We start from the raw sequence: 21,331 nt of genomic DNA on the forward strand, positions 1-21,331 counted from the left end.
AGCATATTGTCCGCCAGACGCAGCTTCACTACCCTCAAACTGTTCCATAGCATAAGGTTGTTTTCCCATGCCTACCAGCATCTTGCAGGCAGTGTCCCTGATTATTCCGCTCACCCTTGCCGGCCAGGCTGCCTTTGCCCAGGCCGGCAACCCCGCGCTGGACGAGGCCAAGCGGCGGCTGGCCTGCGGTGCTGCGGTGCCTGTCGCCGCCAGCTATTTGCCAGACGGCACCCTGCAGGTGACCTGCCAGGCACCGGGCGCCGAAGCTGTCTCCCAAGCCACCACCGACGGCCTGCCGCAAACCGGGCTGTCCGCGGGTGCCACGGCTGGCGTTGTCGCGGGAACCCTGTTCCTGGTGCTGGTGGCGGATGACGATGACGCGACCTCGACGACGACAACCACAACAACCAGCACCACAGACTGAGGATGGCTGCGCCGGGCAGTGCCTGCAGGCAAACGCGGCCGTGACGCCCCTGCAGGCCTGCCTCTGCAGCACAAAATCTGAGCCCCTGCCGGGGCTCATTTCCGTACCCGCACCACTCGAAATACAAGGCCCGGCAGCAAAGCGGGCCAACGGCAGACACCGGCCGGATGCTGGAACTGCAAAATGGTACCCCCCGGCGTGAACGGGGCACCTGTGGATCAACAAATCTCACCCTAGATTATTACATTTTTCCACAGCCCGCGATTCGCTCACTTACCCTGATCAAACATTGCCTTGGTTAAAAATCAGGCCTTCGATCGCTTTCATGCCCTGCCTGCATTTGGCTGTTGTATCGCTACAGTGGAGCCCGCGAACCATGACCCGAACACCTCTCAATGCGAAGATGGTCTCGGAACTCTCCATCCCTGAATAAGGGTGCAAAGCGCCTGGAACACAATGCTGCGCGGCTTTGAAAACAGGCTCACCACGGCGCCCAGAACTTACCTTTCTGCAGCTCGTGTTAAGTGTAGAAAGCGGCAGGCAACAACTGGCCGCCCCGATGCGCTGATCACTCAAGAGGTGCGGCGCGAAGCAAAGAACTTCTTGGTTTACACCCCCTGCAGAGGGCACGTACGAACGATCCGCCGCCTCATACTACGGCCACCGATCCGACCCACGTCAACGCTTGTTAAAAGCGCCAAAGCAACGCACTTGCGAGTTGGTGAGCCGGGCAAACCCACACCTCGCACAGCCGCTCAACCAATGGCAGGAATGTTCCGCGGAAAGACTGAGAAAAGTATCAACCCAAAGCAACTTGGCTGCCTGGTTCGGCCAGCTGAGGATTGGCCGAGCGAGAACTCATGGACCAACGCCGCTGGCGCTTTCCGCCTCGGTTTCATCGTCGCTGCTCCCCGCAATCCACACGGGAATTGAATAAGCGAGCTACCCCTCGATCAAGCCAGAGTTTTTAACGAAACAGGCTCGAACCGGCCGTCTGTTCTCAGTGCGGCGAGCGACCGGGTTTAGCCCCGTATGCTGAATGCTGCGCGGTGCTTTAGGGACCGTTTTATACAAAAGATTCCGTTGCAATGCCGCAGATTGCGCCCCCCCCTTCGGAACCTGACCGGCCCTGAGCCGGTCTTGGAGAACATTGTTTCGCCACGTGGCAGCTGCCCAGAAACCGCCATCCACATACAGGTCCGGCACCGGTGCCGGACCTGCTTATGCGAGAGCTTAAAAAGGCAAGCCGGCAATATGCGCAGCCTATTGTTTTTGCAGCCATTCAGAGAATGCACGGACAGCTTCCCGCGAGACAGCTTTGCGCGGGTGGACCAGAAAGTAGCCATAGTCCTGCAGCATATGCGGTGACAGACGGAACAGCTTCTCCTCTTCCAGCTCCCTTTCGATCAGGGTGTCCATCAAGGCGACACCCTGACCATCGATCACTGCCTGTACACGCACGTTGGGGTCAGGGATGATCAGCGTATCCCGCCGCGTCCAGTGCGGCAGCGCCGCGGTATTCAGCCAGTCTGTCCAAGCATCGCTGTCATCATGGTCACGCAGCAGCGTAAAGGTTGAAACCGCTTGCTCCCAGCCCAGCCGCTCCACCGTTTCCAGTGCTGCAGCATTGCCTGCGGGAAAAGCCGGGCACGGCAGAAACGGCGTAACGTCGCCATCCCCCCATTGCCCGCTTCCCCAACGGATCGCGATATCAACACCCTGCGCTTCAAGGTCGAACAGCCGGATCATCGGTTGCAGCCGAAGCTGGATATCCGGATGCTCCTGCATGAAGGACATCAGCCGCGGCGACAGCCAGCGGGCGGCGAAATAGGTGGAGATGCCCACCGTCAATTTCCTGGCAGAGAACCCCTTCAGAGCCAGGATCCCAGCCTCGATCTCTTCATAATGGTCTTGGCAGGCAGCCAGCAGCTTGAGTCCGCCGGGCGTCATCTCCACCCCGCGGGCGTTGCGCTGAAACAGCGCAAACCCCAGATCCGCCTCCAGTGTTTTGATCTGATAGCTCACCGCACCCTTGGTCATGTTCAACGCCCCAGCCGCATCTGAAAAACTGCGGTAGCGGGCGATCTCAGCAAACAGGCGCAGGCTGTCATGATGGCGGAATTCTACGGGCACGATACAAACGTATAAATTTTCTGAACACTGAGGGCAAATAATATCGATTGTTGGCGTTTCAAATTCTGAAAATATGAACCACGGAACTTACCTTCAGGAGTTGCATCGTTGGGAAATATGAACGCAAAGACCCATATCACCCAGCGCGGCAGGTCGCGCCAGGGGCGGCTGACCCGGCACAATGCACCTCAGGCTGCACCGGTGTACAGGCGCCGTCAGATCCCTGCCTACGATCTGCTGGACGAGACCGCGCTCCGGCGCATCGAAGCTCAGGCGGACTGGATCCTGGAGCATATCGGCGTTGAATTCCGTGGTGACGACACAGCACTTGCTCTGTTTGCCGCAGCCGGAGCACGCGTTGACGGTGTCCGGGTCCGCTTCGAGCCGGGCCATGTGCGCCAGTTGTGCAAATCTGCGCCCGCAGAATTCCAGCTGCATGGCCGCACCCACGCCCGCACCGTGGCCCTGGGCGGTGACAACCTGGTGCTGATGCCCGGCTACGGCTCGCCCTTTGTCACCGACCTGGAGCAAGGCCGCCGCTACGCCAGGCTGGCGGACTTTGAGAAATTCGTAAAGCTATCGCATATGTCGCCTGCCTTGCACCATACCGGCGGCACCGTGGTTGAACCGACCGATGTGCCGGTGAACAAGCGGCATCTGGACATGATGCTGGCCCATCTCACCCTATCGGATAAACCCTTCATGGGCGGCGTCACCTCAGCCCAGGGCGCACAAGACAGCGTTGAGATGGCCCGGCTGGCCTTTGGCGCGGAGTTTCTCGACCAGAACGCGGTGATGCAGGCCAATATCAACGTCAATTCACCGCTGATCTATGACGGCGTGATGTCCGCCTCCCTGCGCATCTATGCTGAGGCCAACCAATGCGTCTGCATTTCACCCGCCATCTTTGCCGGCGCTATGGGGCCGCTCTCACCGGCAGCGGTTGCCGCCCAAACCCTGGCAGAGGCGATGGTGGGCATCGCCCTCACCCAGCTGGTGCGCCCTGGCTGCCCGGCCGTCTTCGGCAGCTTTCATTCTTCCATGAACCTTCGCAGCGGCGCGCTGACGTTTGGCTCCCCGGAGGCGAACCTCACCACCATGGCGCTGAGCCAGCTGGGCCGCAGGCTGGGGGTGCCGGTGCGCTCCGGCGGCGGCCAGGTCACAGCCTCCAACGCCGCCGACGGCCAGGCGATGCAGGACAGCACTGGTGCGATGTGGGCAACTCTCCTGTCCGGCGGCCATCAGGTCTGGCACGCGGCGGGCTGGCTAGAAGGCGGGCTGGTGATGTCCTACGAGAAGTTCGTAATGGACCTCGACCATTGCGGTGCCATGCTGAAGATGCTGCAGGGGTTCACCACCGATGACGAGGCCTTTGGCCGCGACTCCTACGCCGAGGCGGGCCCGGGTGAGAACTTCCTCTCCACCAGCCACACTCTGCGCCACTACACGACCGCCAATTTTGAACCGCAGGTGCCCGAAGGCGGACCCTATGAGACCTGGGATGAGAACGGTCGCCTGACCGCTGATAAGCGCGCCGCGTCCCGCTGGCGGCAGATGCTGGCGGAGTATCAGCCTCCCGAAATGCCGGAACACACCCGTACAGCCCTGAATGATTTCGTGGCGGCGCGCAAAGCCGCCATGCCCGACGAATGGTATTGAGAAAGGACCAACGAGAATGACAGAAGAACTGAGCCGCACCTCGGCGCTTGCCTCCCGCCACACTGCCCTGGGCTCGGGACTGGAAGACTGGAACGGCATGGGCACAGCCTGGAGCTACAGCACCGATCCGAACGACGAACACGACGCGGTGCGTGAGCGTGCTGGCATGTTTGACATGTCGCCGCTGAAGAAGGTGTTTGTCCGCGGCAAGGATGCGCAGGCCGTGCTGGATCACCTGACCACACGCGATCTGTCTAAACTGGCGCCGGGCAAAGCGGCCTACCTCTGTGTGCTGACCGAGGCCGGCGGCATTGCCGACGACGCCATTGTCTCGAACAACGGCGGCGATGAATGGATGATCGTGCATGGCTCCGGCAATACTATGGCATTGCTGGAAGCCTCCGCAGTAGGCCGTGACGTCTGGCTGGAGTTCACCGACGACCTGCACGACGTCTCGGTCCAGGGTCCGGCAGCGCTGGACATCCTGAACGCCCTTTGCAACATCGATCTTGCCCGGCTGGGGTATTTTGAACACGCACCCGCCGTCCTGTTTGGCCACCCCTGCCGGATCTCACGCACCGGCTATTCAGGTGAACGCGGCTATGAGATCTTTGCCAGCGCCGCAGTGATAGCAGATATCTGGGACAAGCTGGCAGAGGCTGGTGTCATGCCCTGCTCATTCACCGCGCTCGACAAGGTGCGGATTGAAGCGGGACTGCTGTTTTACGGTTATGACATGACCGAAGCGCACACCCCGTGGGAGGTCGGCCTGGGGTTCACAGTAAGCGCCGCTAAGGGCGATTTCCGCGGCAAGGAAGCAGTGATGGCGGCGAAAGGCCGGGAGAAGATTTCCAATGTCTGCCTCGATATTGATCATTCTGACATGGTGGAGGGCGGAGAGACCTTGCTGCTGGATGGTGAGGAGATCGGGGTGATCAACAGCCCATGCTATTCGCACCGGATGAGGAAGTCGCTGGCGTTGGCACATGTCCGCCCAGGGGTCGCGGCCGGGGCGGTTCTCACGGTCAAGGGCGATGCGCTGGAAACCACGGCTATTGTGGTTGAAAGCCCGGTCTATGATCCGCAAAAGCTGCGACCTCATCAGTAAGCCAGCCAAAAGCAGAGCGGCGGCCTCAGAAACGCACGCTTTGATTGGCTGCTAGGCCGCCAGTTCGAGGGGGGGGGGGAGGACGGGCCTTTGCAAGAGCCCAGCCAAGAGATTTGAGGTTTTCGGCAGATTGGGTGTCTGCCAAGACGCAGGGCATTGCCAAACTCAGGCATGCAAATACTTGCATAAACCGTCGGAGCCAGAGCAACTCGCCACTATGTGCTGAGCACCTCTGTAGCTGTCTAAAGCGTTCGGATTAGCAATGGCTGCACATTGGCTACACATCGGGACAGGCCGCAGCGCATGCACTTCTCAGAGGTGGCAAAGTTTCATTTTACTGAGGGTTTATGGTACCGCCTCCCCGGCTTGAACGGGGGACCTCTGGATCCACAATCCAGCGCTCTAACCAACTGAGCTAAGGCGGCACTGAGGGGGCATTTATAGCACGCTCCAGAGCCGTGCAAGAGGTTTTTTTGCCTTCTGTTTCAGAAACCGGCCCTCTGCCGGCTGATGACGGACAAAGCCTGAACATGACGGCAGGCTATGCGGAAACTTATCCACAAGCATTTGCAAACACGTCAGAATCTTCCCGTCAAGGATGCGTGAGCAATCCTCGCTCCTAAGCGTGCTCCTCAACAAAGGACAGGCGCCAGGTCTGCTCCACAAGATCCTGCCCGTAGCTGTGCACAGGGCGGCTTCCTTCCAGCTCCCAGCCAAAGGCCCGGTACAGCGCACAGGCTGTGCGATGGCTTTCGTGGGTCTTCAGCATCATACTGCCGTAACCCGCCGCGCGGGCAAACGCCATGCACTCGCGCAGCAGACGCTTTCCCAGCCCCTTGCCGCGCGCCTTGGGTGTCAGCAGGAACAGCCGCAGCTGCGCGGTTGCCTCGTCCTTTTTCATGCAAAACACGGTGCCCAGCCGTTCATTCCCGCTCACCGCCATCCAGCCCCGCTCGCAGGCCGGATCATGGCCGGCGCAGAAGCTGTGCAGGATATCGGCAACCAGCGGCCCGAAGGTTTCGTCAAACCCGGCCTCGCGGGCATAAAGATCCTGGTGGCGGGCCACCAGCCACTGCATGTCGGTCGGGGCGAATCGGCGCAGGGTCACATCCGTCATGCCCCAGTGTAGCGCAAACCCGGCTTGCCTTTCAGCCTGCGGCGGGCTAGCACCGGCTGCAATCCGCTGACCGGCTTGGGAGTGCAAGATGAGTATCAATACCGAACGCGACATCGAGGCAAACCTGCAAATCGGCCCGACCGATCAGGGCATGGTGCGAATTTTCATCGAGGCCGGCGGCACCGAAATCCCAATGGACTTCGACCCGGAAGAGGCCGAGGAGATCGCCGACGAGATCCGCGCCGCAGCCCAAGCCGCGCGCAGCGTCAAGTAAGGCAGAAACATCGCACACAAGGGGCTGAGACGGCAGTGCCGTCCGCAGCGCACCGCAGCTGCGCTGCACAGCCCAAGGCTGCCAGGAGGCACCGGCGCAGCCGGGGCATCCGCTGGCGCGGGAGCACCGCCGGATCACTAGTCCGGCGGCTCATCCTCAGCGCCGCCCAGCAGCATCCCATCCTTGCCCGGACGCGGATCGCGCAAGGCTTGCAGGCGGCGGGCAGCATCCATGGCAAATTTCTGCACCAGCTTCTTGCGCCGGGCCGGCGCCAGCTTCTCCTCAGGCGCCATGCGGATGATTTCCGCATCATAGGAATCAGCGATGATCAGCCCGGTTTCATCAGGCAACAGTTCCACCGGGAACTCCGCATCCACTGCCCAGAAGTACCGGTCACACCATTCCAAGTAGCCTTGCCATTTGCTGTCGGACTGGAAATCGGCGCGGCTGGACTTGCACTCGATCACCCAGATCTCTCCCTTGGGCCCCAGCGCCATAACATCCAGCCGCAGGCCGCGGGCCGGCACAAATTCCTCCAGCGGCGCATAGCCGAGCGAACGCAGATACCGCGACACCCCGCGGGCGAGTTTCTGTCCGGGCTGCAGATCGTCCATCATGACGGCAAATGTGAACAATTGGGGAACAAATTGCAATCCCGCAGTTTTTTCCGGATTTCACGGAGCAGCTTTGCACGCCCCTTGTAACGGCGGCCCTGGCGGATTACTTACGGGCTTGGCGGGTTCTGCCCTTCTCGTGACAGGCAGCATTCCGGTGGCCTTAAGCAATTCCGAGGGAGCTGGCTCTGTCCGGATCCTGGTCCGTTTACCTGGCGCCCACCTGTATATACAGGTCCTCGGGAATCAAAGCCGCACGGTTGACTGGTGGTCCCGCCGCTTTTCCTCCCTCCGCAAAGAAAAACCGCGCCTTCCGGGGTGGAAAGCGCGGCGGAATGTTTCAGCGTCTTTGACCTTTCAGCGGCGGCGCAGCTGGCGGTCCTGCTGCGAATGCGCCTCAGCCTGCACGCGCACCGGCTGGAACTGATGCGCCACCGGGGTGCCGCCGCGGGGGCCCTTGTCCTTTTCTGCCATCGCCATGACCGCCCAGGCAAACTGCACGCCGGCAAAGACAATGCCATGCATGAACCACAGCAGAAACACTGCCAGCAGCCCGGCATCGGAGGTGGAGACGAGAGACCAGAGGTTCATCACATTGGACCACAAGAGCATGGCGACAAAACCGCCAGCGATTCCAAAGCCAATCACGACATTGCGGATGTACATCTTCACCAGTTCAGGCATCACTGACCTCCAGAATTTCAAGAGGAGGTTAGCAGTCTTTACAGCGCCGTCCAGCGCTTCTTTGCCGCATCGGCGGAATTTGCCGAAGTCTTTGCGAAACCTTTGTTTAAACACAAAAAGCGCGCCCAAAGGCGCGCCTTTCATCTCTCAACACCGGTTCTGAATGCCTCAGAACGCTTCCGGCCGCGCCTCGCGCGCCATGTGGTCGAGAACGGCGTTGACAAACTTCGGCTCTTTGCCTTCCGGGAAGAAGGCGCGAGCGATGTCCACAAACTCGTTGATCACCACCTTGGGCGGGGTGTCGGACTGCAGCAGCTCGGCACCGGCCGCGCGGAACAGTGCCCGCAGGGTTGGATCAATGCGGGCAATCGGCCATTTCGCCACCAGGGCGCGGTCGGTCATCTGGTCGATCCTCGCCTGATGATTCACCGCCTCGCGCACCAGATTGCGGAACACCTTGGTGTCGCCTTCCGCCATCTCATCGCCTTCATAGACAGCGCCAAAACGGTGGTCCTCAAATTCGACGATCACCCTGTCAAAGGTGAGGCCGCTGTGTTCCATCTGGAACAGCGCCTGCACGGCGTAAAGCCGCGCTGCCGATCTCATCTGATTCTTGCCGTTGCCCTTGGGGCGGCTGTCCTGGGTGCTCATGCGCTGGTGGATCCGTTGTCTGTACCGGCAACCTGGTAGGCCCCTGCGGGCGCCTTGAAGCCGATGCCTTTGGTCTGGGCGCCCCACTTACGCGTGAGTGCGATCAGATGCAAGGCCGCAGCCGCAGCACCGCCGCCTTTGTTCTGATCGGCAGTATCGGCGCGCACTTCGGCCTGTTTGCGGTTTTCCACGGTCAGGATGCCATTGCCGATGCACAGGCCCTGCAGCCCCATCAGCTGGATTGCGCGGGAGCTGTCGTTGCAGACAGTCTCGTAATGGGTGGTCTCGCCGCGGATCACGCAGCCCAGCGCCACGTAGCCGTCGAAGTTCGAAGTCCGGTCGGCGATGGCAATCGCAGTCGGCACTTCCAGCGCGCCCGGCACTTCGACGATTTCATAAGTGCCACCTGCGGCTTCGATCTCCGCCGCGGCGCCCGCCACCAGATTGTCGGCGATATCCTTGTAGTAAGGCGCCACCACGATCAGCAGCTTCACCGGCTTATCGAATTCCGCGCGCGGCAGGGTGTAGTGGGTTTCATGTCCAGCCATATCAAGCGTCCTTCAGAATGGGGCGGCTGCCGGTGATGGAAAGGCCATAGGCGTCCAGCCCGACGTATTTGGTCGAGGGCGAGTCGGTCAGCAGGACCAGCTTATGCAAGCCCAGGCTCGACAGGATCTGGGCGCCGATGCCGGTCTGTTTGATGGTCACCGTGCGCGGGCCTTCGTCCTCGTTGGCATAAAGCGCATTGCGCGGCTGGCGGAACAGCGTCACGACGCCGCGGCCTTCCTCGGCGATGATCTCCATCGCGCGCGGCAGCTGGCGGGCGGATTTCGGGCCGAGACCCAGAATATCGGTTGCCTCATGCAGTGCGTGGGTGCGCACCAGCACCGGTTCCGGCGTGGTGATGTCGCCCTTGATCATCACCACATGCTCGATGCCGTGGGTCTGGTCGGTGAACAGCCGCATTTCCCACTCACCGCCGATTTCGGAGTTGACGGTCTCGCGCGAGGTTTCCACCACCAGGTTGTCGTTGCGGGCGCGGTAGGTGATCAGGTCGGAAATGGTGCCGATCTTCAGCCCGTGTTTCTGCGCATATTCCACCAGGTCAGGCAGACGCGCCATGGTACCGTCTTCCTTCATGATCTCGCAGATTACGGAGGACGGGTAATGGCCCGCCAAACGGGCAACATCGCAGCCGGCCTCGGTGTGGCCCGCGCGGACCAGCACCCCGCCCCGGCGCGCCCGCAGCGGGAACACGTGGCCGGGCGTGGCGATGTCGGCGGCGGTTTTCTCCGGGTCGATGGCGGTGGCGACAGTCAGGGCGCGGTCGGCAGCAGAGATGCCGGTGGAGACGCCTTCGCGCGCCTCAATGGAAACGGTAAAGGCGGTTTCGTGGCGCGAAGAATTGTGCATCGCCATCATCGGCAGGCCCAGTTCCTCGATCCGTTCGGCCGGCATGGTCAGGCAGATCAGGCCGCGGCCATGGGTTGCCATGAAGTTGATCGCAGCCGCATCGGCAGCTTGCGCCGGGATCACCAGATCGCCCTCATTCTCACGGTCCTCGTGGTCGACCAGGATGAACATGCGGCCCTGGCGGGCCTCTTCGATGATCTCTTCAATCGGGCTGATGGCATCGCGCAGTTGCGCTTCTACCGGCCCCGGTGTTTCAAAGCTCATGTGGCAGCCTTTCAGTGGGCTTGGGGCAGTACGCCTGGCACTGCGGGTTCTTTCCTTGCCAGATAGCCCAGAGATGCAGCAAATGCCAGTCCTGCAAACGGCAACAAGGGGTCTGGACGCGCCTTGTGCATCCGTGCACAAGTTATTTTGGATCCAATCATGGATCCAGGGTTTCAAAGGGTTGGGAGGACCAGACATGCGCGCATCCCGCATCATTCAGGCGGTCGAAGCTCATGCAGAAGGCGAACCGGGGCGGGTGATCACTGGCGGCATGCCCCTGCTGCGGGGCAATTCGGTGTTCGAGAAGATGCAGGACATGGCCGCTAACCATGACGAAATCCGCCTGCAAATGCTGCGCGAGCCGCGCGGCAACCCGGGTCTGTGCGGCAATGCCATCGTGCCCCCCTGCCATCCGGAGGCGGACGCCGGATTCATCATCTTCGAGCAGTCGGAATATCCGCCGATGTCGGGTTCCAACACCATCTGCGTGGTGACGGTATTGCTGGAGACCGGCATGGTGCCGATGGTGGAGCCGGTCACCGAGCTGACCTTGGAAGCTCCTGCCGGGCTGATCCGGGTGCGCGCCGCGTGCAAGGACGGCAAGGTAACGCGGGTGGAGTTCAAGAACGTGCCCGCCTTTGCGGTGCATCTGGATGCACAGGTCGAGGTCGCCGGCCTGGGCACGGTCACCGTGGATGTGGCCTGGGGCGGCATGTTCTTTGTGCTGGCAGAGGCGGAAAAGCTGGGGATCCCGCCCGATGCAGACAATGGCGCGGAAATCGTGCGGGTGTCCGAGGCGATCCGCCACGCCACGGCGGAGCAGCTGCCGGTGGTGCATCCCGGGAACCCGGAGATCACCGGGCCGACGATCACCAATCTTTGGGGGGCACCGGTGGCGGAGGGCACCCACGGGCGCGGCGCCATCACCATCTCGACCGGCCCCTTCGATCCGGCGCGCCCCGAGGACGCCAGCGGCATCCTCGACCGCTCGCCCTGCGGCACCGGCACCTGCGCCAAGATGGCGGTGCTGCACGCGCGCGGGCTGCTGGGCATCGGCCAGAACTATGTCAATGCCGGACCGCTGGGTACCACCTTCACAGGCCGCATTCTGGAGGAGACGCAGGTGGGACCGTACAAAGCCATTGTCCCCGCCCTGTCCGGCCAGGGTTGGATCTACGGGCTGAGCCATTACACGCTGGACCCCAGCGACCCTTTCCCGGCGGGCTACACCGTTGGCGACATGTGGTGACACGCGCCGCGCCAGCGGCGCGCCTGGCCCAACGCCTTGGGCGGCATCTATAATGCCGGTCGAGGGGGCGGGAGCGTCTGGCCGAGAGGGGATGAGGGGCGCTGCCCCTCGGCCCTGGCGGGCCTCACCCCGGAGTATTTTCAACCAGAAAGAAGCCGAAGGGCGGTTGGTCAGCCGGCCTCGTGCAGGCGGGCGACATAGCGGGCCAGGGTATCGATTTCCAGGTTAATGCGGTCGCCGGTCCTTACATCGCCCCAGGTGGTCACATCCTTGGTGTGCGGGATGAAATTGATACCAAAATCGCAGCCATCCACATCGTTCACTGTCAGCGACGTGCCGTTCAGCGCCACCGAGCCCTTGGGCGCGATGAAACGGGCCAGCGCCTCCGGTGCGCGCAGGGTGACCCGGGTGCTGTCGCCCTCGTCTTCCATCTTCACCACTTCTGCAACGCCGTCCACATGGCCGGAGACTATATGGCCGCCAAGCTCGTCGCCCACTTTCAGCGCGCGCTCCAGGTTCACCCGCTTGCCCACGGCCCAGCTGTCGAGGTTGGTCTTGGAGACAGTTTCGGCCGAGATCTGCACATCGTACCAGTCTTCGCCCAGGGCAATCACGGTCAGGCAGACCCCGTCAGACGCGATCGAGGCGCCAATGTCGATGGTGGCGGTGTCATAGGCGGTGCGGATGCGGGCGCGCAAATCGCCCTGCTGCTCCAGCTCGGCAATGGTGCCTATGTCGGTGATGATGCCTGTAAACATGGGGCTGCTCCTTGCCGGTGCTATGACAATCCTGCCGCAGAGGTAGCCAAGCTGCGCTGCCGGCACAAGCCCCGGCTTGCCCTGCCCGCCCCTGCGGCCATAGTTTCGCCCCAGTCGGGTGTTAACAAAACCTTGAGCCAGCCAGCCTTATCTTTGCGATCGTAATGCCGAACCTTCCCAAGACACAACGCAGCTTTCTGTTTCTGCAGGGCCCGCACGGCCCGTTTTTCGCCGCCCTTGGCAAGATGCTGCAGGCGGCCGGCTGCGAGGTGGCGCGGGTGGGCTTCAATGCGGGCGATCAGGCCTTCTGGCGCTGCAAGGACAGTTACATCCCTTTCAACGGCCGCCAGGATACATGGCCGGAAGCTCTCGCCGGGCTGCTGGAGCGCCGCGGCATCACCGACATCGTGCTCTATGGCGATACCCGGCCGATACATGCCGCCGCCGTTCAGGCGGCGCAGCAGCGCGGCATAACCGTGCATGTGTTTGAGGAAGGCTATCTGCGCCCTTATTGGGTGACCTATGAGCGCGGCGGTGCCAATGGCCATTCGCGGCTGATGGAAATGAGCGTTTCAGAAATGCAGCAAGCGCTTGCGCTGTCGGATATGGAGGCACCGCTGCCGCCTGCCCACTGGGGCGACATGCGCCAGCACGTGTTCTACGGCGCGCTCTACCACTGGTTCGTGATGTTCCGGAACCGCAAGTACAGCAATTTCCGGCCGCACCGGGCGCTTACCGTGACCAAGGAATTCCGGCTCTATCTGAAACGCCTGCTGCTTATGCCCGCCCAGGCACTGGACCGGCGGCTGGCCGAGCGGCGCATCCGCAACGGCGGCTTTCCTTATCATCTGGCGCTGCTGCAGCTGGAGCATGACAGCTCCTTTCAGATGCATTCGCCGTTTTCCAGCATGGGCGATTTCCTGGATGAGGTAATCAGCGGCTTTGCCGAGGGCGCCCCCCGCCATCACCATCTGGTGATCAAGGCGCATCCGCTGGAGGATGACCGCGCCCAGGTGCGCCGCACGCTGCGGAAACTGGCGCGCGCGCATGGCATTGCTGACCGGGTGCATTACGTGCGCGGCGGCAAGCTGGCGCAGCTCTTGAACGAGGCCCGCACAGCGGTGACGGTCAATTCCACCGCCGGGCAGCAAGTGCTGTGGCGCGGCATCCCTCTGCGGGTGTTCGGGCGCGCTGTCTATGCCAAGCCGGAGTTCGTCTCGCAGCAGCCCCTGGCGGAATTCTTTGCCGCCGCCAGCCGGCCCGACAGCCGCGCCTACAAGGATTACCGCCGGTTCCTGCTGGAAACATCACAGGTGCCGGGCGGGTTCTACTCCCGCGAAGGCCGCCGCCAGCTGCTGCGCCAGGTGGCCGATATGATGCTGGCAGACGAGGACCCCTATGACGCCTTGCGCCTGGGCACAGCGGCACCGCGGCAACAGTTGCGGCTGGTGACCTGACAGCATTTCGCCCAAAGACTGGATTTTTCCCTTCCATCCGGTTAGGTTGCCCCTAAAACTTGAGGCAAACAATAATTGGTCGAGGAGACCGAGCAGTGAAATCCGTTCCCCTTCGCTGGGCGCGTCCGGTGGCAATGCTGGCAGCATTGGCCCTTGCGGCCTCCTGCGGCCTGCCCAAGGTCGGCCCCAACAAACGCCAGATCTTCGCAGGTTCCGTGCAGCGCGAAGGCGACGCCTTCATCGTCTCGGTGAATGACCGGGTCGCCCGTGCCACCGCGGTGGTGCCCGCGCTTGGCTTTTCATCCGGCTTCACCTCTGCGGGCAGGCTGACCTCCGACACGATCCGCCCCGGCGATGTGCTGGGGCTGACGGTCTGGGAAAACGTCGACGACGGGCTGCTGGCAGCCGAGGCCACCAACTCCACAGTGCTGGAAGAGGTGCAGGTGGACAGCGCCGGCTATATCTTTGTGCCCTATGCAGGCCGCCTGCGCGCCTCCGGCAACACCCCGGATCAGCTGCGCGAGACCATCACCCGGAAGCTGGAAGACCAGACTCCCGACCCGCAGGTGCAGGTGCGCCGCCTGGCGGGCGACGGTGCGACCGTCAGCCTGACAGGCTCCGTCGGTGCCCAGGGTGTTTATCCGATCGAACGGCCGACACGCACCCTGTCCGCGATGCTGGCGCAGGCCGGCGGCGTCACCATTCAGCCGGAAATCGCCCAGGTGACCGTGATCCGGGGCAGCGAAAAGGGCAAGATCTGGTTCCAGGATCTGTTCGACCATCCGGAACTGGATGTCGCCTTGCGCGGCGGAGACCGCATCCTGGTGGAAGAGGACACCCGCTCCTTTACCGCACTGGGCGCCACTTCTGCCCAGGCGCGGGTGCCGTTTGAAAGCCAGGATCTGTCAGCGCTGGAAGCCATTGCCCAGGTGGGCGGCCTGATTTCCACAGCATCGGACCCCACCGGCGTGTTCGTGCTGCGCAACGAGCCGGCCGAGATTGCCAACCAGGTGCTGGGGCGCGACGATCTGATCGGGGCACAGCGCATGGTCTATGTGCTGAACCTCACTCAGCCGAACGGGCTGTTTGTCGCCCGCGATTTCGTAATCCGCGACGACGATACGCTCTATGTCACCGAAGCGCCCTATACCCAGTGGACCAAGACCATCTCGCTTCTCGTAACGCCGGTCGGCTCGCTGTCGAGCGTCTCCACTGCACTGGATGGCTAACCCCTCATGTGCCTGACAACAGGCCAGCACAAAGCCGGGAGCGATGCGTCCCGGCTTTTTGTTTTCAATGGCGGATTTCTGACCCAGCGCCGGGTGCGGCGGATCTTGCAGCTGGCTGGGTACGACATCCGGCTGGGCCTTCCCCGGCCGGAGGATCTGGTAGGAATTTGGGGCGCCTCCCCGACGGCGCACCGCGGCCGGGCGGTGGCACGGCAGCGCGGCTGCGGCTTACTCAGGGTCGAGGATGCCTTTTTGCGATCAATCCACCCGGGCCGGGCCGGGGAGCCGCCGATGGGGCTGCTGCTGGACCGCTCCGGTGTGCATTTCGATGCCGCAGCGCCTTCGGAACTGGAGCAGCTGCTCGCCGGCCATCCGCTGGATGACGCGCATCTGATGCGCCGGGCGCGGGACGCAATTGCCAGGCTCAGGGAGGCGCATCTCAGCAAATACAACGCCTTTGACCCCGAAACCCCGGCACCTGAGCCCGGTTATGTGCTGGTTGCGGATCAGGCCCGGGATGACGCCTCTGTCACGGCCTCCCGGGCGGACCGGGCGCGGTTCCTTGAGATGCTGGCCTTTGCCCAGGAAGAACACCCCGGTGCCCGGGTGCTGATCAAGACCCACCCAGAAACACTGCGCGGCTTCCGTGCGGGATATTTCGATGCAGCGGACGCGCAGGGGCGCGTCACCCTGTTCACAGGCAGCGTCTCCCCCTGGGAATTGCTGGAAGGTGCCGTGGGGGTTTATACTGTATCCTCTCAACTGGGGTTCGAGGCGATCCTGGCAGGTCACAAACCGCGGGTCTTCGGACAGCCGTTCTACGCTGGATGGGGGCTGTCCCTGGACGATGCCCCGCCTGCCCGGCGCCAGCGGCAGCTGACCCGGGCGCAACTGTTTGCGGCGGCGATGATCCTCTATCCCAAATGGTACGACCCGTTCAGGGATGAGCTGTGCCAGCTGGAAACCGTGCTGGACAATCTGGAGGCCAAGGCAAGGGCCTGGCGGCAGGACCGTCACGGCTGGGCGGCTTCCGGCATGCGGCTGTGGAAGCGCAAGCCGCTGCAGAAGTTTTTCGGTGCCGAGAAGCGGGTGCTGTTCACCGAAGACCCTGCCAAGGCACAGGCGGGAGCGCGCCGCCGGATGATCTGGGCAGGCAAAGCCACAGAGGCCCATGGCAGTGCCGTACGCGTGGAGGACGGCTTCTTGCGGTCCCGCGGGCTGGGTGCGGAACTGGTGCCACCGCTGTCGCTGGTGACGGACAGCAGCGGCATTTACTATGACCCGCGCCAGCCCTCTGACCTGGACCGGCTGATTGCCCGCCGCACCGCGATGACAGAGGCGCAGGAGCTGCGGGCGGAGCGGCTGGTGCAATCGCTGATCCGGGGCGGCCTGTCGAAGTATAATCTTGGCGGCCAGGCCCCGTCGCTGCCAACGGGGCACCGGATTCTGGTGCCGGGGCAAGTGGAGGACGATGCCTCAATCCTGTGCGGAGCGGGGATGGTGCGGACGAATTTGGACCTGCTGCGCGCGGCGCGCAGCGCCAACCCGGAGGCCGTGATCATCTACAAGCCGCATCCGGACGTGGAGGCCGGGTTGCGCAAGGGACAGGTGGCTGCCGGGGATTTCGCGGATGCCGTGGCGGCGCATGCGGATCCGGTTGCGCTGCTGGACGAGGTGCAGGAGGTCTGGACGATGACCTCTTTGCTGGGGTTCGAGGCGCTGCTGCGCGGGGTTCGTGTCACCACGATGGGAACGCCGTTCTATGCCGGCTGGGGCCTGACCGCCGACATGGCGCCGCCACCGCCCTGGCGCCAGGCTCCGGTGCCGCTTCTGGGTCTCGTTCATGCCGCCCTGATCGACTACCCGCGCTATTTCGACCCGGTCACCGGACAGCCATGCTCTGTTGAAACCGCCGTTATGCGGCTGCGCGACGGACGCTTGCCGCACCCCGGCCCCGGCAACCGGCTGCTGTCAAAACTGCAAGGCCTGTTTGCCACCTATGCCAGCCTCTGGCGCTGAAAGTTCCGGTGCCCTCCCGCGCCCGCGGGATGCCCTGGCTATGCCAGCGCATCCCTGGCGGCCAATGGGAGCGGAGCATGACACATGCTCCTGCGACGGGCGGGAGCGCCCGGCTTCTCAGTCAAAAGACCGGCAGCAAAATCGGATCAGAACCCAGCAGTTCCGCACCACTGGCACCAAAACCGCAAAATTCCAGAGGCTTGGCAAGCCCCGGGAAAGGCAGCGCCATTTGCATACAGGCCGTGCCGCTGAAATGCAGCAGTTTTGGCGTCCTGCGGATTTGGCGGATTTTCAGCCAGGCAGCGTTACAGGATCTTAGAAATCAACCAGATTTCCTGCACTCCAGTGCCTTGTCAGACAGAAAATCTTCCAAACCAAAGATCCGCGATTACTAGCCCCTGCCCCTAGCGCAGCGCGCGGGTCCAGCGGTGCAGAATATCCTTGCCCAGCGGGCGGGTTTCGACCAGATCGAAGCGCGGCGCCTCTTCCAGGCGGCCGATGCCCAATGCACCAATCGAGGGCAGGCCTTCGGCCCCGATGCCCAGACCTGCGGTAAACCCGATCAGCTCATCCACCAGGTCAAAGGCCAGGAGAGACGCCGCCAGCGCACTGCCGCCTTCGCAGAATACCCGGGTGAGCCCGGCGGCACCCAGCTGCTGCAGGATATCGCCCGCGTCCAGCTGCACGCCGTGAGACGCGCAAGGGATCAGCCGGGCCCCCAGCCCTTCCCAGGCCTGGATCCGTTCATGGTCAGCGCCATGACCATGGCACAGCCAAACCGGCACCTCCCTGGCCGTGCGGGCCAACTGACCCATCAGCGGCAGATCCAGATGGCGCGAAATCACTACCCTTACCGGCTGGCTCTCCACCCCCAGATCACGCACTGTCAGCGACGGATCATCCGCCCGTGCGGTGCCGCCGCCGACCATAACCGCATCATGGCGGGCACGCATTGCATGCACGGCGCGGCGGGCCTCCGGTCCGGTGATCCATTTGCTTTGCCCCGATCCGGTGGCAATCCGCCCGTCAAAACTGCTGGCCAGCTTCAGCGTCACCAGCGGGCGGCCCTGTTCGGTCTTCAGAAAGAACCCCGCATGATCGCGGGCGGCCTGGGCGGCCCAGACCCCGGTTTCAACTGTGATGCCCGCATCGCGCAGCATCTGGAAGCCCTGGCCGGACACCCGCGGATCGCTGTCCTCCACAGCGGCCACCACGCGGGCCACGCCTGCATCAATCAGCGCTTGCGAACAGGGCGGCGTCTCACCCTGATGTGCGCAAGGCTCCAGGGTCACATAGGCGGTAGCTCCGCGGGCTGCATCCCCTGCCTGCGCCAGCGCTTCGGTTTCGGCATGCGGGCGGCCGCCCGGCTTGGTCCAGCCGCGGCCGGCCACCCGGCCGTCCTTCACGATGACACAGCCCACAGCCGGGTTCGGCCAGCAATTGCCCTGCCCCCGCCGCCCCAGGGACAGCGCCAGCGCCATAAATCGGTGATCTGCGTCCATTATTCTTCCGGCGCCACCGGCGGGCGCAGCTCGTGGACGAAGTCCTCAAAGTCGTCTGCGGCCTGGAAATTCTTGTAAACGCTCGCAAAACGCACGTAGGCAACAGTGTCGATCCGGGCCAGCGCTTCCATCACGATCTCACCGATCTTCTTGGAGGGAATATCGGTTTCGCCCATGCTTTCCAGCCGACGTACAATACCGGAAATCATCTGGTCGATGCGCTCCGGCTCAATCGGGCGTTTCTGCATTGAGATGCGGATTGACCTCTCCAGCTTGTCACGGTCGAAATCTTCGCGCTTGCCGTTGGTCTTGATCACCACCAGGTCGCGCAGCTGCACCCGCTCATAGGTGGTAAAGCGGCCGCCGCAGGCCGGGCAGAACCGGCGCCGCCGGATCGAAACATGATCTTCGGCGGGACGTGAATCCTTGACCTGAGTGTCGATATTTCCGCAAAATGGGCAGCGCATCCGCCTGCTCCCTCAATCCTGTCAGCCTATTCTTTGTGCCGGAGTTCTCCCGGTTATCCACAACTATAGGCTACCCTCCAGAATTTGGGTAGAGGTGTTTTTTTGCCGCTAGATGAAGAGGTTCAGGCCAGGTGCGCTGCCACCTGGCGCCGATGCGGCGCGTCGCGGTGTTCAAACAGGTAGATCCCTTGCCAGGTGCCTAATACCGGCTTGCCGCGGTCAACCGGTATGGACAGGCTGACCGGCATCATCGCCGCCTTGATATGGGCCGGCATGTCATCGGGCCCTTCATAGGTATGGCGCAAGTAGCTCATGGATGGGTGGGACGACGGCGGGACCAGCCGCGCAAAGAAGGCGCGCAGGTCGCTCTGAACGTCGGGATCCGCGTTTTCCTGGATCAGCAAGGAACAGGACGTGTGGCGCACGAACAGCGTGAGCAGCCCGTCCTGAACACCGCTGGCAGCCACCCAGGCCTGCACGTCGCCGGTAAACTCATAGAGCCCCTGGCCGCGGGTCGGAATAATGAAGCTGTCTTGCATTGGGCCGTTGTGGCGGAAACCCTATGTTCAGGCAACCCGGAAATCTGCAAACGCCTTTGTTTAGGGCCACCAAAGGTCACGCCCGGGCAGACGGTCAAAGCAATAGTTCTGCGCCGAAGTCACCCGCAGGCTGTCTCCCGCTTCGCGCACATTCAGCGACAAGCCGCCAGAGCGGTCTGGAACCCCCGGCGGCATTCCAAAGGCAAATTGCACTGCTTTGCGCCCAGGCCGGTTTACCGACGGCCCCTCCCCACGCCAGACATAGATCCTCTGGTTCACCGGCGCCCGCAGCTGGCGGATGGCGTAGTCTGCGATGCTGCACCAATAGTCCTGTGCGCCCGAGCGGCTCCCGGCAACCACTTCCCAAACGCCCTCGGAAACTGGCAGCACCTCATTCCGGTTTATCGCACGCCATGCGGACGCAGGCACAGGAACCGACAGAACTACTGCCAGAATTCCTTTCAGAAACAGTGCTTTACGGATCATTTCAACCTCCTTCCCTGCGGATTCCGGAAGGCCGCGGCCTAAAACACACTCACGGCCGCCCGAAGGGCTCAAAGCAATAATCAAAGGCTTTCTGAATTCTCATTGTATCACCAGATTGCAGACTGTTAACAGACTTGTATCCGCCAGCCCGAGTGTCTGCCGTCAAGTTGGCATCCGTCGTGAACTGTACCGCTGAACGGCGCCCAGTAGTTTCGCTGGGACCAAGCCCGCGAGTAATGCGCAAATTTGCATTCCAGGGCGCCCTAAGCACGCGATGAGCATAGTCCGCGGCACCGCACCAGAATAAAATTCCATTACCGGTTCCTGGAATGACTTCGAAGACGCCGTCGGACACCGGGTTAACACGGATATTGTAGCGGCTGGCATTGGCCTCCAGGCTGGCAGGGATCGTCAAAATTAACGATGCAGAGGCGATAGCGGCGGTTGCAACAAGTTTCATGGAAGCTCCTTTTCCTCAAAGCAGGGCAGACCAATGCCCCACCTCTAGGTTAGAGAGAATAAGCACACGAGCCACTCAAACTGCCGTGCGGTGGCTGCGCGCCTTTCTCCTGTCCCGCGCAATTGGCCGCCAAAGACGCAAACGGTTCTAAAATAATATAATTTTCAGACACTTAAGGCATTTTCAATACTGAGGTCGCCTCGCTGCACGTCACGCAGAAAACTGTTGCGACCGCTCGTTTGAACCGACGGGGCACTTCCCCTGTCCTGCGGAAGCACCTTGCCGTGACCTTCCGTGAACTGTTGACTGTGTTCAGAAGGCGTGTCGAAAAGACTGCCCGCTAACTCAGGCAGGATCAGCGCCATGATTTTCATGCACTACAAAACCGGCTCGTTCACGCAATACCCGTAGCCTTGCTGCACCGACATGCTCTCGCCCGGGCGGAAGCCCAGCGACAGCCAGCCCGTTTTGGGGGCAATACCGCGGCGTTCGGGGAAGAGCGTGAACTGTACCGAAGAGCGGCGGCCGGTGGTAACGCTGACGCCACGGCCCCGCACCACATAAAATCGGTCGGTCCAGCCCGCCCCCAGCTCGCGGCGGGCGTATTCAGCGGCGGCGCACCAGTATTCCCAGGTTCCCCCAGCCCCGCGCGGCACCACTTCATATACGGTGTCATCAACCGGCAGCACCCGCACGCCGCGGGTGGTTGTAAAAGCATCTGCAGAAGGGGCTGATAGAGCGGCCAGACCGGCCAGGCCCAAGACGGAAAAAAGCTGTTTCATTCGGAAATATCCCTGTGTTCAAACTAACATAGGGAGTCCGCC

At 62.4% G+C, this 21,331-nt stretch carries 23 protein-coding genes and 1 tRNA gene; 8 read left to right on the forward strand and 16 right to left on the reverse strand.

Features of this window, described 5'->3' with window-relative positions:
• The first annotated feature begins 91 nt into the window (after positions 1-91).
• On the forward strand, positions 92-424 hold the full coding sequence (locus ACXAHG_RS05445) for a hypothetical protein (protein WP_475056301.1): 333 nt from the start codon (positions 92-94) through the stop codon (positions 422-424).
• Positions 425-1,687: 1,263 nt separating this feature from the next.
• Here the strand turns inward: ACXAHG_RS05445 and ACXAHG_RS05450 are convergent.
• Complete coding sequence (locus ACXAHG_RS05450; protein WP_475056302.1) at positions 1,688-2,557, reverse strand: LysR substrate-binding domain-containing protein; 870 nt, start codon at positions 2,555-2,557, stop codon at positions 1,688-1,690.
• Positions 2,558-2,674: 117 nt separating this feature from the next.
• Between ACXAHG_RS05450 and ACXAHG_RS05455 the strand changes: the two genes are divergently transcribed.
• Together ACXAHG_RS05455 and ACXAHG_RS05460 are read left to right on the forward strand one after the other, a co-directional pair.
• Positions 2,675-4,216, forward strand: a complete 1,542-nt coding sequence (locus ACXAHG_RS05455) for a trimethylamine methyltransferase family protein (protein WP_475056303.1) — start codon at positions 2,675-2,677, stop codon at positions 4,214-4,216.
• Positions 4,217-4,232: 16 nt separating this feature from the next.
• Positions 4,233-5,324: an aminomethyl transferase family protein gene (locus ACXAHG_RS05460; RefSeq protein WP_475056305.1), complete on the forward strand. Its 1,092-nt coding sequence runs from the start codon at positions 4,233-4,235 to the stop codon at positions 5,322-5,324.
• 348 nt (positions 5,325-5,672) lie between these two features.
• On the opposite strand, the gene ACXAHG_RS05465 is transcribed toward ACXAHG_RS05460, so the two are convergent.
• Together ACXAHG_RS05465 and ACXAHG_RS05470 are read right to left on the reverse strand one after the other, a co-directional pair.
• Positions 5,673-5,749 (reverse strand) — tRNA-His (locus tag ACXAHG_RS05465).
• A gap of 194 nt (positions 5,750-5,943) precedes the next feature.
• Positions 5,944-6,441 (reverse strand): N-acetyltransferase family protein, encoded by a 498-nt coding sequence (locus tag ACXAHG_RS05470; RefSeq protein WP_475056306.1) that lies wholly within the window; start codon positions 6,439-6,441, stop codon positions 5,944-5,946.
• Between the two features lie 88 nt (positions 6,442-6,529).
• Between ACXAHG_RS05470 and ACXAHG_RS05475 the strand changes: the two genes are divergently transcribed.
• Entirely contained in the window at positions 6,530-6,715 is a 186-nt protein-coding gene (locus ACXAHG_RS05475; RefSeq protein ID WP_475044461.1) for a DUF6324 family protein, read from the forward strand.
• A 137-nt stretch (positions 6,716-6,852) separates the two neighbouring features.
• Here ACXAHG_RS05475 and ACXAHG_RS05480 read toward each other — a convergent pair whose 3' ends face one another.
• From ACXAHG_RS05480 to ribB, 5 genes are all read right to left on the reverse strand, one after another.
• The gene (locus tag ACXAHG_RS05480) at positions 6,853-7,332 is read right to left on the reverse strand and encodes an MmcB family DNA repair protein (RefSeq protein WP_475056360.1); all 480 of its coding nucleotides are present in this window, start codon (positions 7,330-7,332) and stop codon (positions 6,853-6,855) included.
• 354 nt (positions 7,333-7,686) lie between these two features.
• Positions 7,687-8,013: a hypothetical protein gene (locus ACXAHG_RS05485; RefSeq protein WP_475056307.1), complete on the reverse strand. Its 327-nt coding sequence runs from the start codon at positions 8,011-8,013 to the stop codon at positions 7,687-7,689.
• Between the two features lie 168 nt (positions 8,014-8,181).
• On the reverse strand, positions 8,182-8,664 hold the full coding sequence (gene nusB / locus ACXAHG_RS05490) for a transcription antitermination factor NusB (RefSeq protein WP_475044465.1): 483 nt from the start codon (positions 8,662-8,664) through the stop codon (positions 8,182-8,184).
• The gene (locus ACXAHG_RS05495; RefSeq protein ID WP_475056308.1) at positions 8,661-9,212 is read right to left on the reverse strand and encodes a 6,7-dimethyl-8-ribityllumazine synthase; all 552 of its coding nucleotides are present in this window, start codon (positions 9,210-9,212) and stop codon (positions 8,661-8,663) included. Before ACXAHG_RS05495 ends, nusB begins: the two co-directional genes overlap by 4 nt.
• Before the next feature lies 1 nt (position 9,213).
• Positions 9,214-10,341, reverse strand: coding sequence for a 3,4-dihydroxy-2-butanone-4-phosphate synthase (gene ribB / locus ACXAHG_RS05500; protein WP_475044469.1), 1,128 nt, complete (start codon positions 10,339-10,341; stop codon positions 9,214-9,216).
• A 196-nt stretch (positions 10,342-10,537) separates the two neighbouring features.
• Here ribB and ACXAHG_RS05505 point away from each other — a divergent pair, with 196 nt between their 5' ends.
• A complete protein-coding gene (locus ACXAHG_RS05505) occupies positions 10,538-11,590 on the forward strand; it encodes a proline racemase family protein (protein WP_475056310.1) in 1,053 nt (350 codons plus the stop codon).
• 170 nt (positions 11,591-11,760) lie between these two features.
• Here ACXAHG_RS05505 and ACXAHG_RS05510 read toward each other — a convergent pair whose 3' ends face one another.
• Positions 11,761-12,348 carry a riboflavin synthase gene (locus tag ACXAHG_RS05510; protein ID WP_475056311.1) on the reverse strand — a complete coding sequence of 196 codons (588 nt, stop codon included), beginning with the start codon at positions 12,346-12,348 and terminating at the stop codon, positions 11,761-11,763.
• Between the two features lie 164 nt (positions 12,349-12,512).
• Between ACXAHG_RS05510 and ACXAHG_RS05515 the strand changes: the two genes are divergently transcribed.
• The 3 genes from ACXAHG_RS05515 (at position 12,513) to ACXAHG_RS05525 (ending at position 17,053) form a co-directional block, all read left to right on the forward strand.
• Entirely contained in the window at positions 12,513-13,805 is a 1,293-nt protein-coding gene (locus ACXAHG_RS05515; RefSeq protein WP_475056312.1) for a capsule biosynthesis protein, read from the forward strand.
• A gap of 95 nt (positions 13,806-13,900) precedes the next feature.
• Positions 13,901-15,034 (forward strand): polysaccharide biosynthesis/export family protein, encoded by a 1,134-nt coding sequence (locus ACXAHG_RS05520; protein ID WP_475044477.1) that lies wholly within the window; start codon positions 13,901-13,903, stop codon positions 15,032-15,034.
• A gap of 6 nt (positions 15,035-15,040) precedes the next feature.
• Complete coding sequence (locus ACXAHG_RS05525) at positions 15,041-17,053, forward strand: capsular polysaccharide biosynthesis protein (protein ID WP_475056313.1); 2,013 nt, start codon at positions 15,041-15,043, stop codon at positions 17,051-17,053.
• Positions 17,054-17,457: 404 nt separating this feature from the next.
• Here ACXAHG_RS05525 and ribD read toward each other — a convergent pair whose 3' ends face one another.
• The 7 genes from ribD to ACXAHG_RS05560 all read right to left on the reverse strand — a co-directional run bounded on the left by ribD (position 17,458) and on the right by ACXAHG_RS05560 (position 21,289).
• Entirely contained in the window at positions 17,458-18,555 is a 1,098-nt protein-coding gene (ribD, locus tag ACXAHG_RS05530; protein WP_475044482.1) for a bifunctional diaminohydroxyphosphoribosylaminopyrimidine deaminase/5-amino-6-(5-phosphoribosylamino)uracil reductase RibD, read from the reverse strand.
• Positions 18,555-19,022, reverse strand: coding sequence for a transcriptional regulator NrdR (gene nrdR / locus ACXAHG_RS05535; RefSeq protein ID WP_019294728.1), 468 nt, complete (start codon positions 19,020-19,022; stop codon positions 18,555-18,557). The genes ribD and nrdR overlap by 1 nt, the downstream gene beginning before the upstream one ends.
• 122 nt (positions 19,023-19,144) lie before the next feature.
• On the reverse strand, positions 19,145-19,561 hold the full coding sequence (locus ACXAHG_RS05540) for a secondary thiamine-phosphate synthase enzyme YjbQ (RefSeq protein ID WP_475044483.1): 417 nt from the start codon (positions 19,559-19,561) through the stop codon (positions 19,145-19,147).
• Between the two features lie 60 nt (positions 19,562-19,621).
• Positions 19,622-20,047 (reverse strand): hypothetical protein, encoded by a 426-nt coding sequence (locus ACXAHG_RS05545; RefSeq protein ID WP_475044485.1) that lies wholly within the window; start codon positions 20,045-20,047, stop codon positions 19,622-19,624.
• A 49-nt stretch (positions 20,048-20,096) separates the two neighbouring features.
• The gene (locus ACXAHG_RS05550; RefSeq protein ID WP_475044486.1) at positions 20,097-20,507 is read right to left on the reverse strand and encodes a hypothetical protein; all 411 of its coding nucleotides are present in this window, start codon (positions 20,505-20,507) and stop codon (positions 20,097-20,099) included.
• A 164-nt stretch (positions 20,508-20,671) separates the two neighbouring features.
• The gene (locus ACXAHG_RS05555; RefSeq protein ID WP_475044488.1) at positions 20,672-20,872 is read right to left on the reverse strand and encodes a hypothetical protein; all 201 of its coding nucleotides are present in this window, start codon (positions 20,870-20,872) and stop codon (positions 20,672-20,674) included.
• 12 nt (positions 20,873-20,884) lie between these two features.
• Positions 20,885-21,289, reverse strand: coding sequence for a hypothetical protein (locus ACXAHG_RS05560; RefSeq protein WP_475044490.1), 405 nt, complete (start codon positions 21,287-21,289; stop codon positions 20,885-20,887).
• Positions 21,290-21,331 lie beyond the last annotated feature (42 nt).

The sequence above is a fragment of the Leisingera sp. ABD4_442 genome (assembly GCF_056160905.1).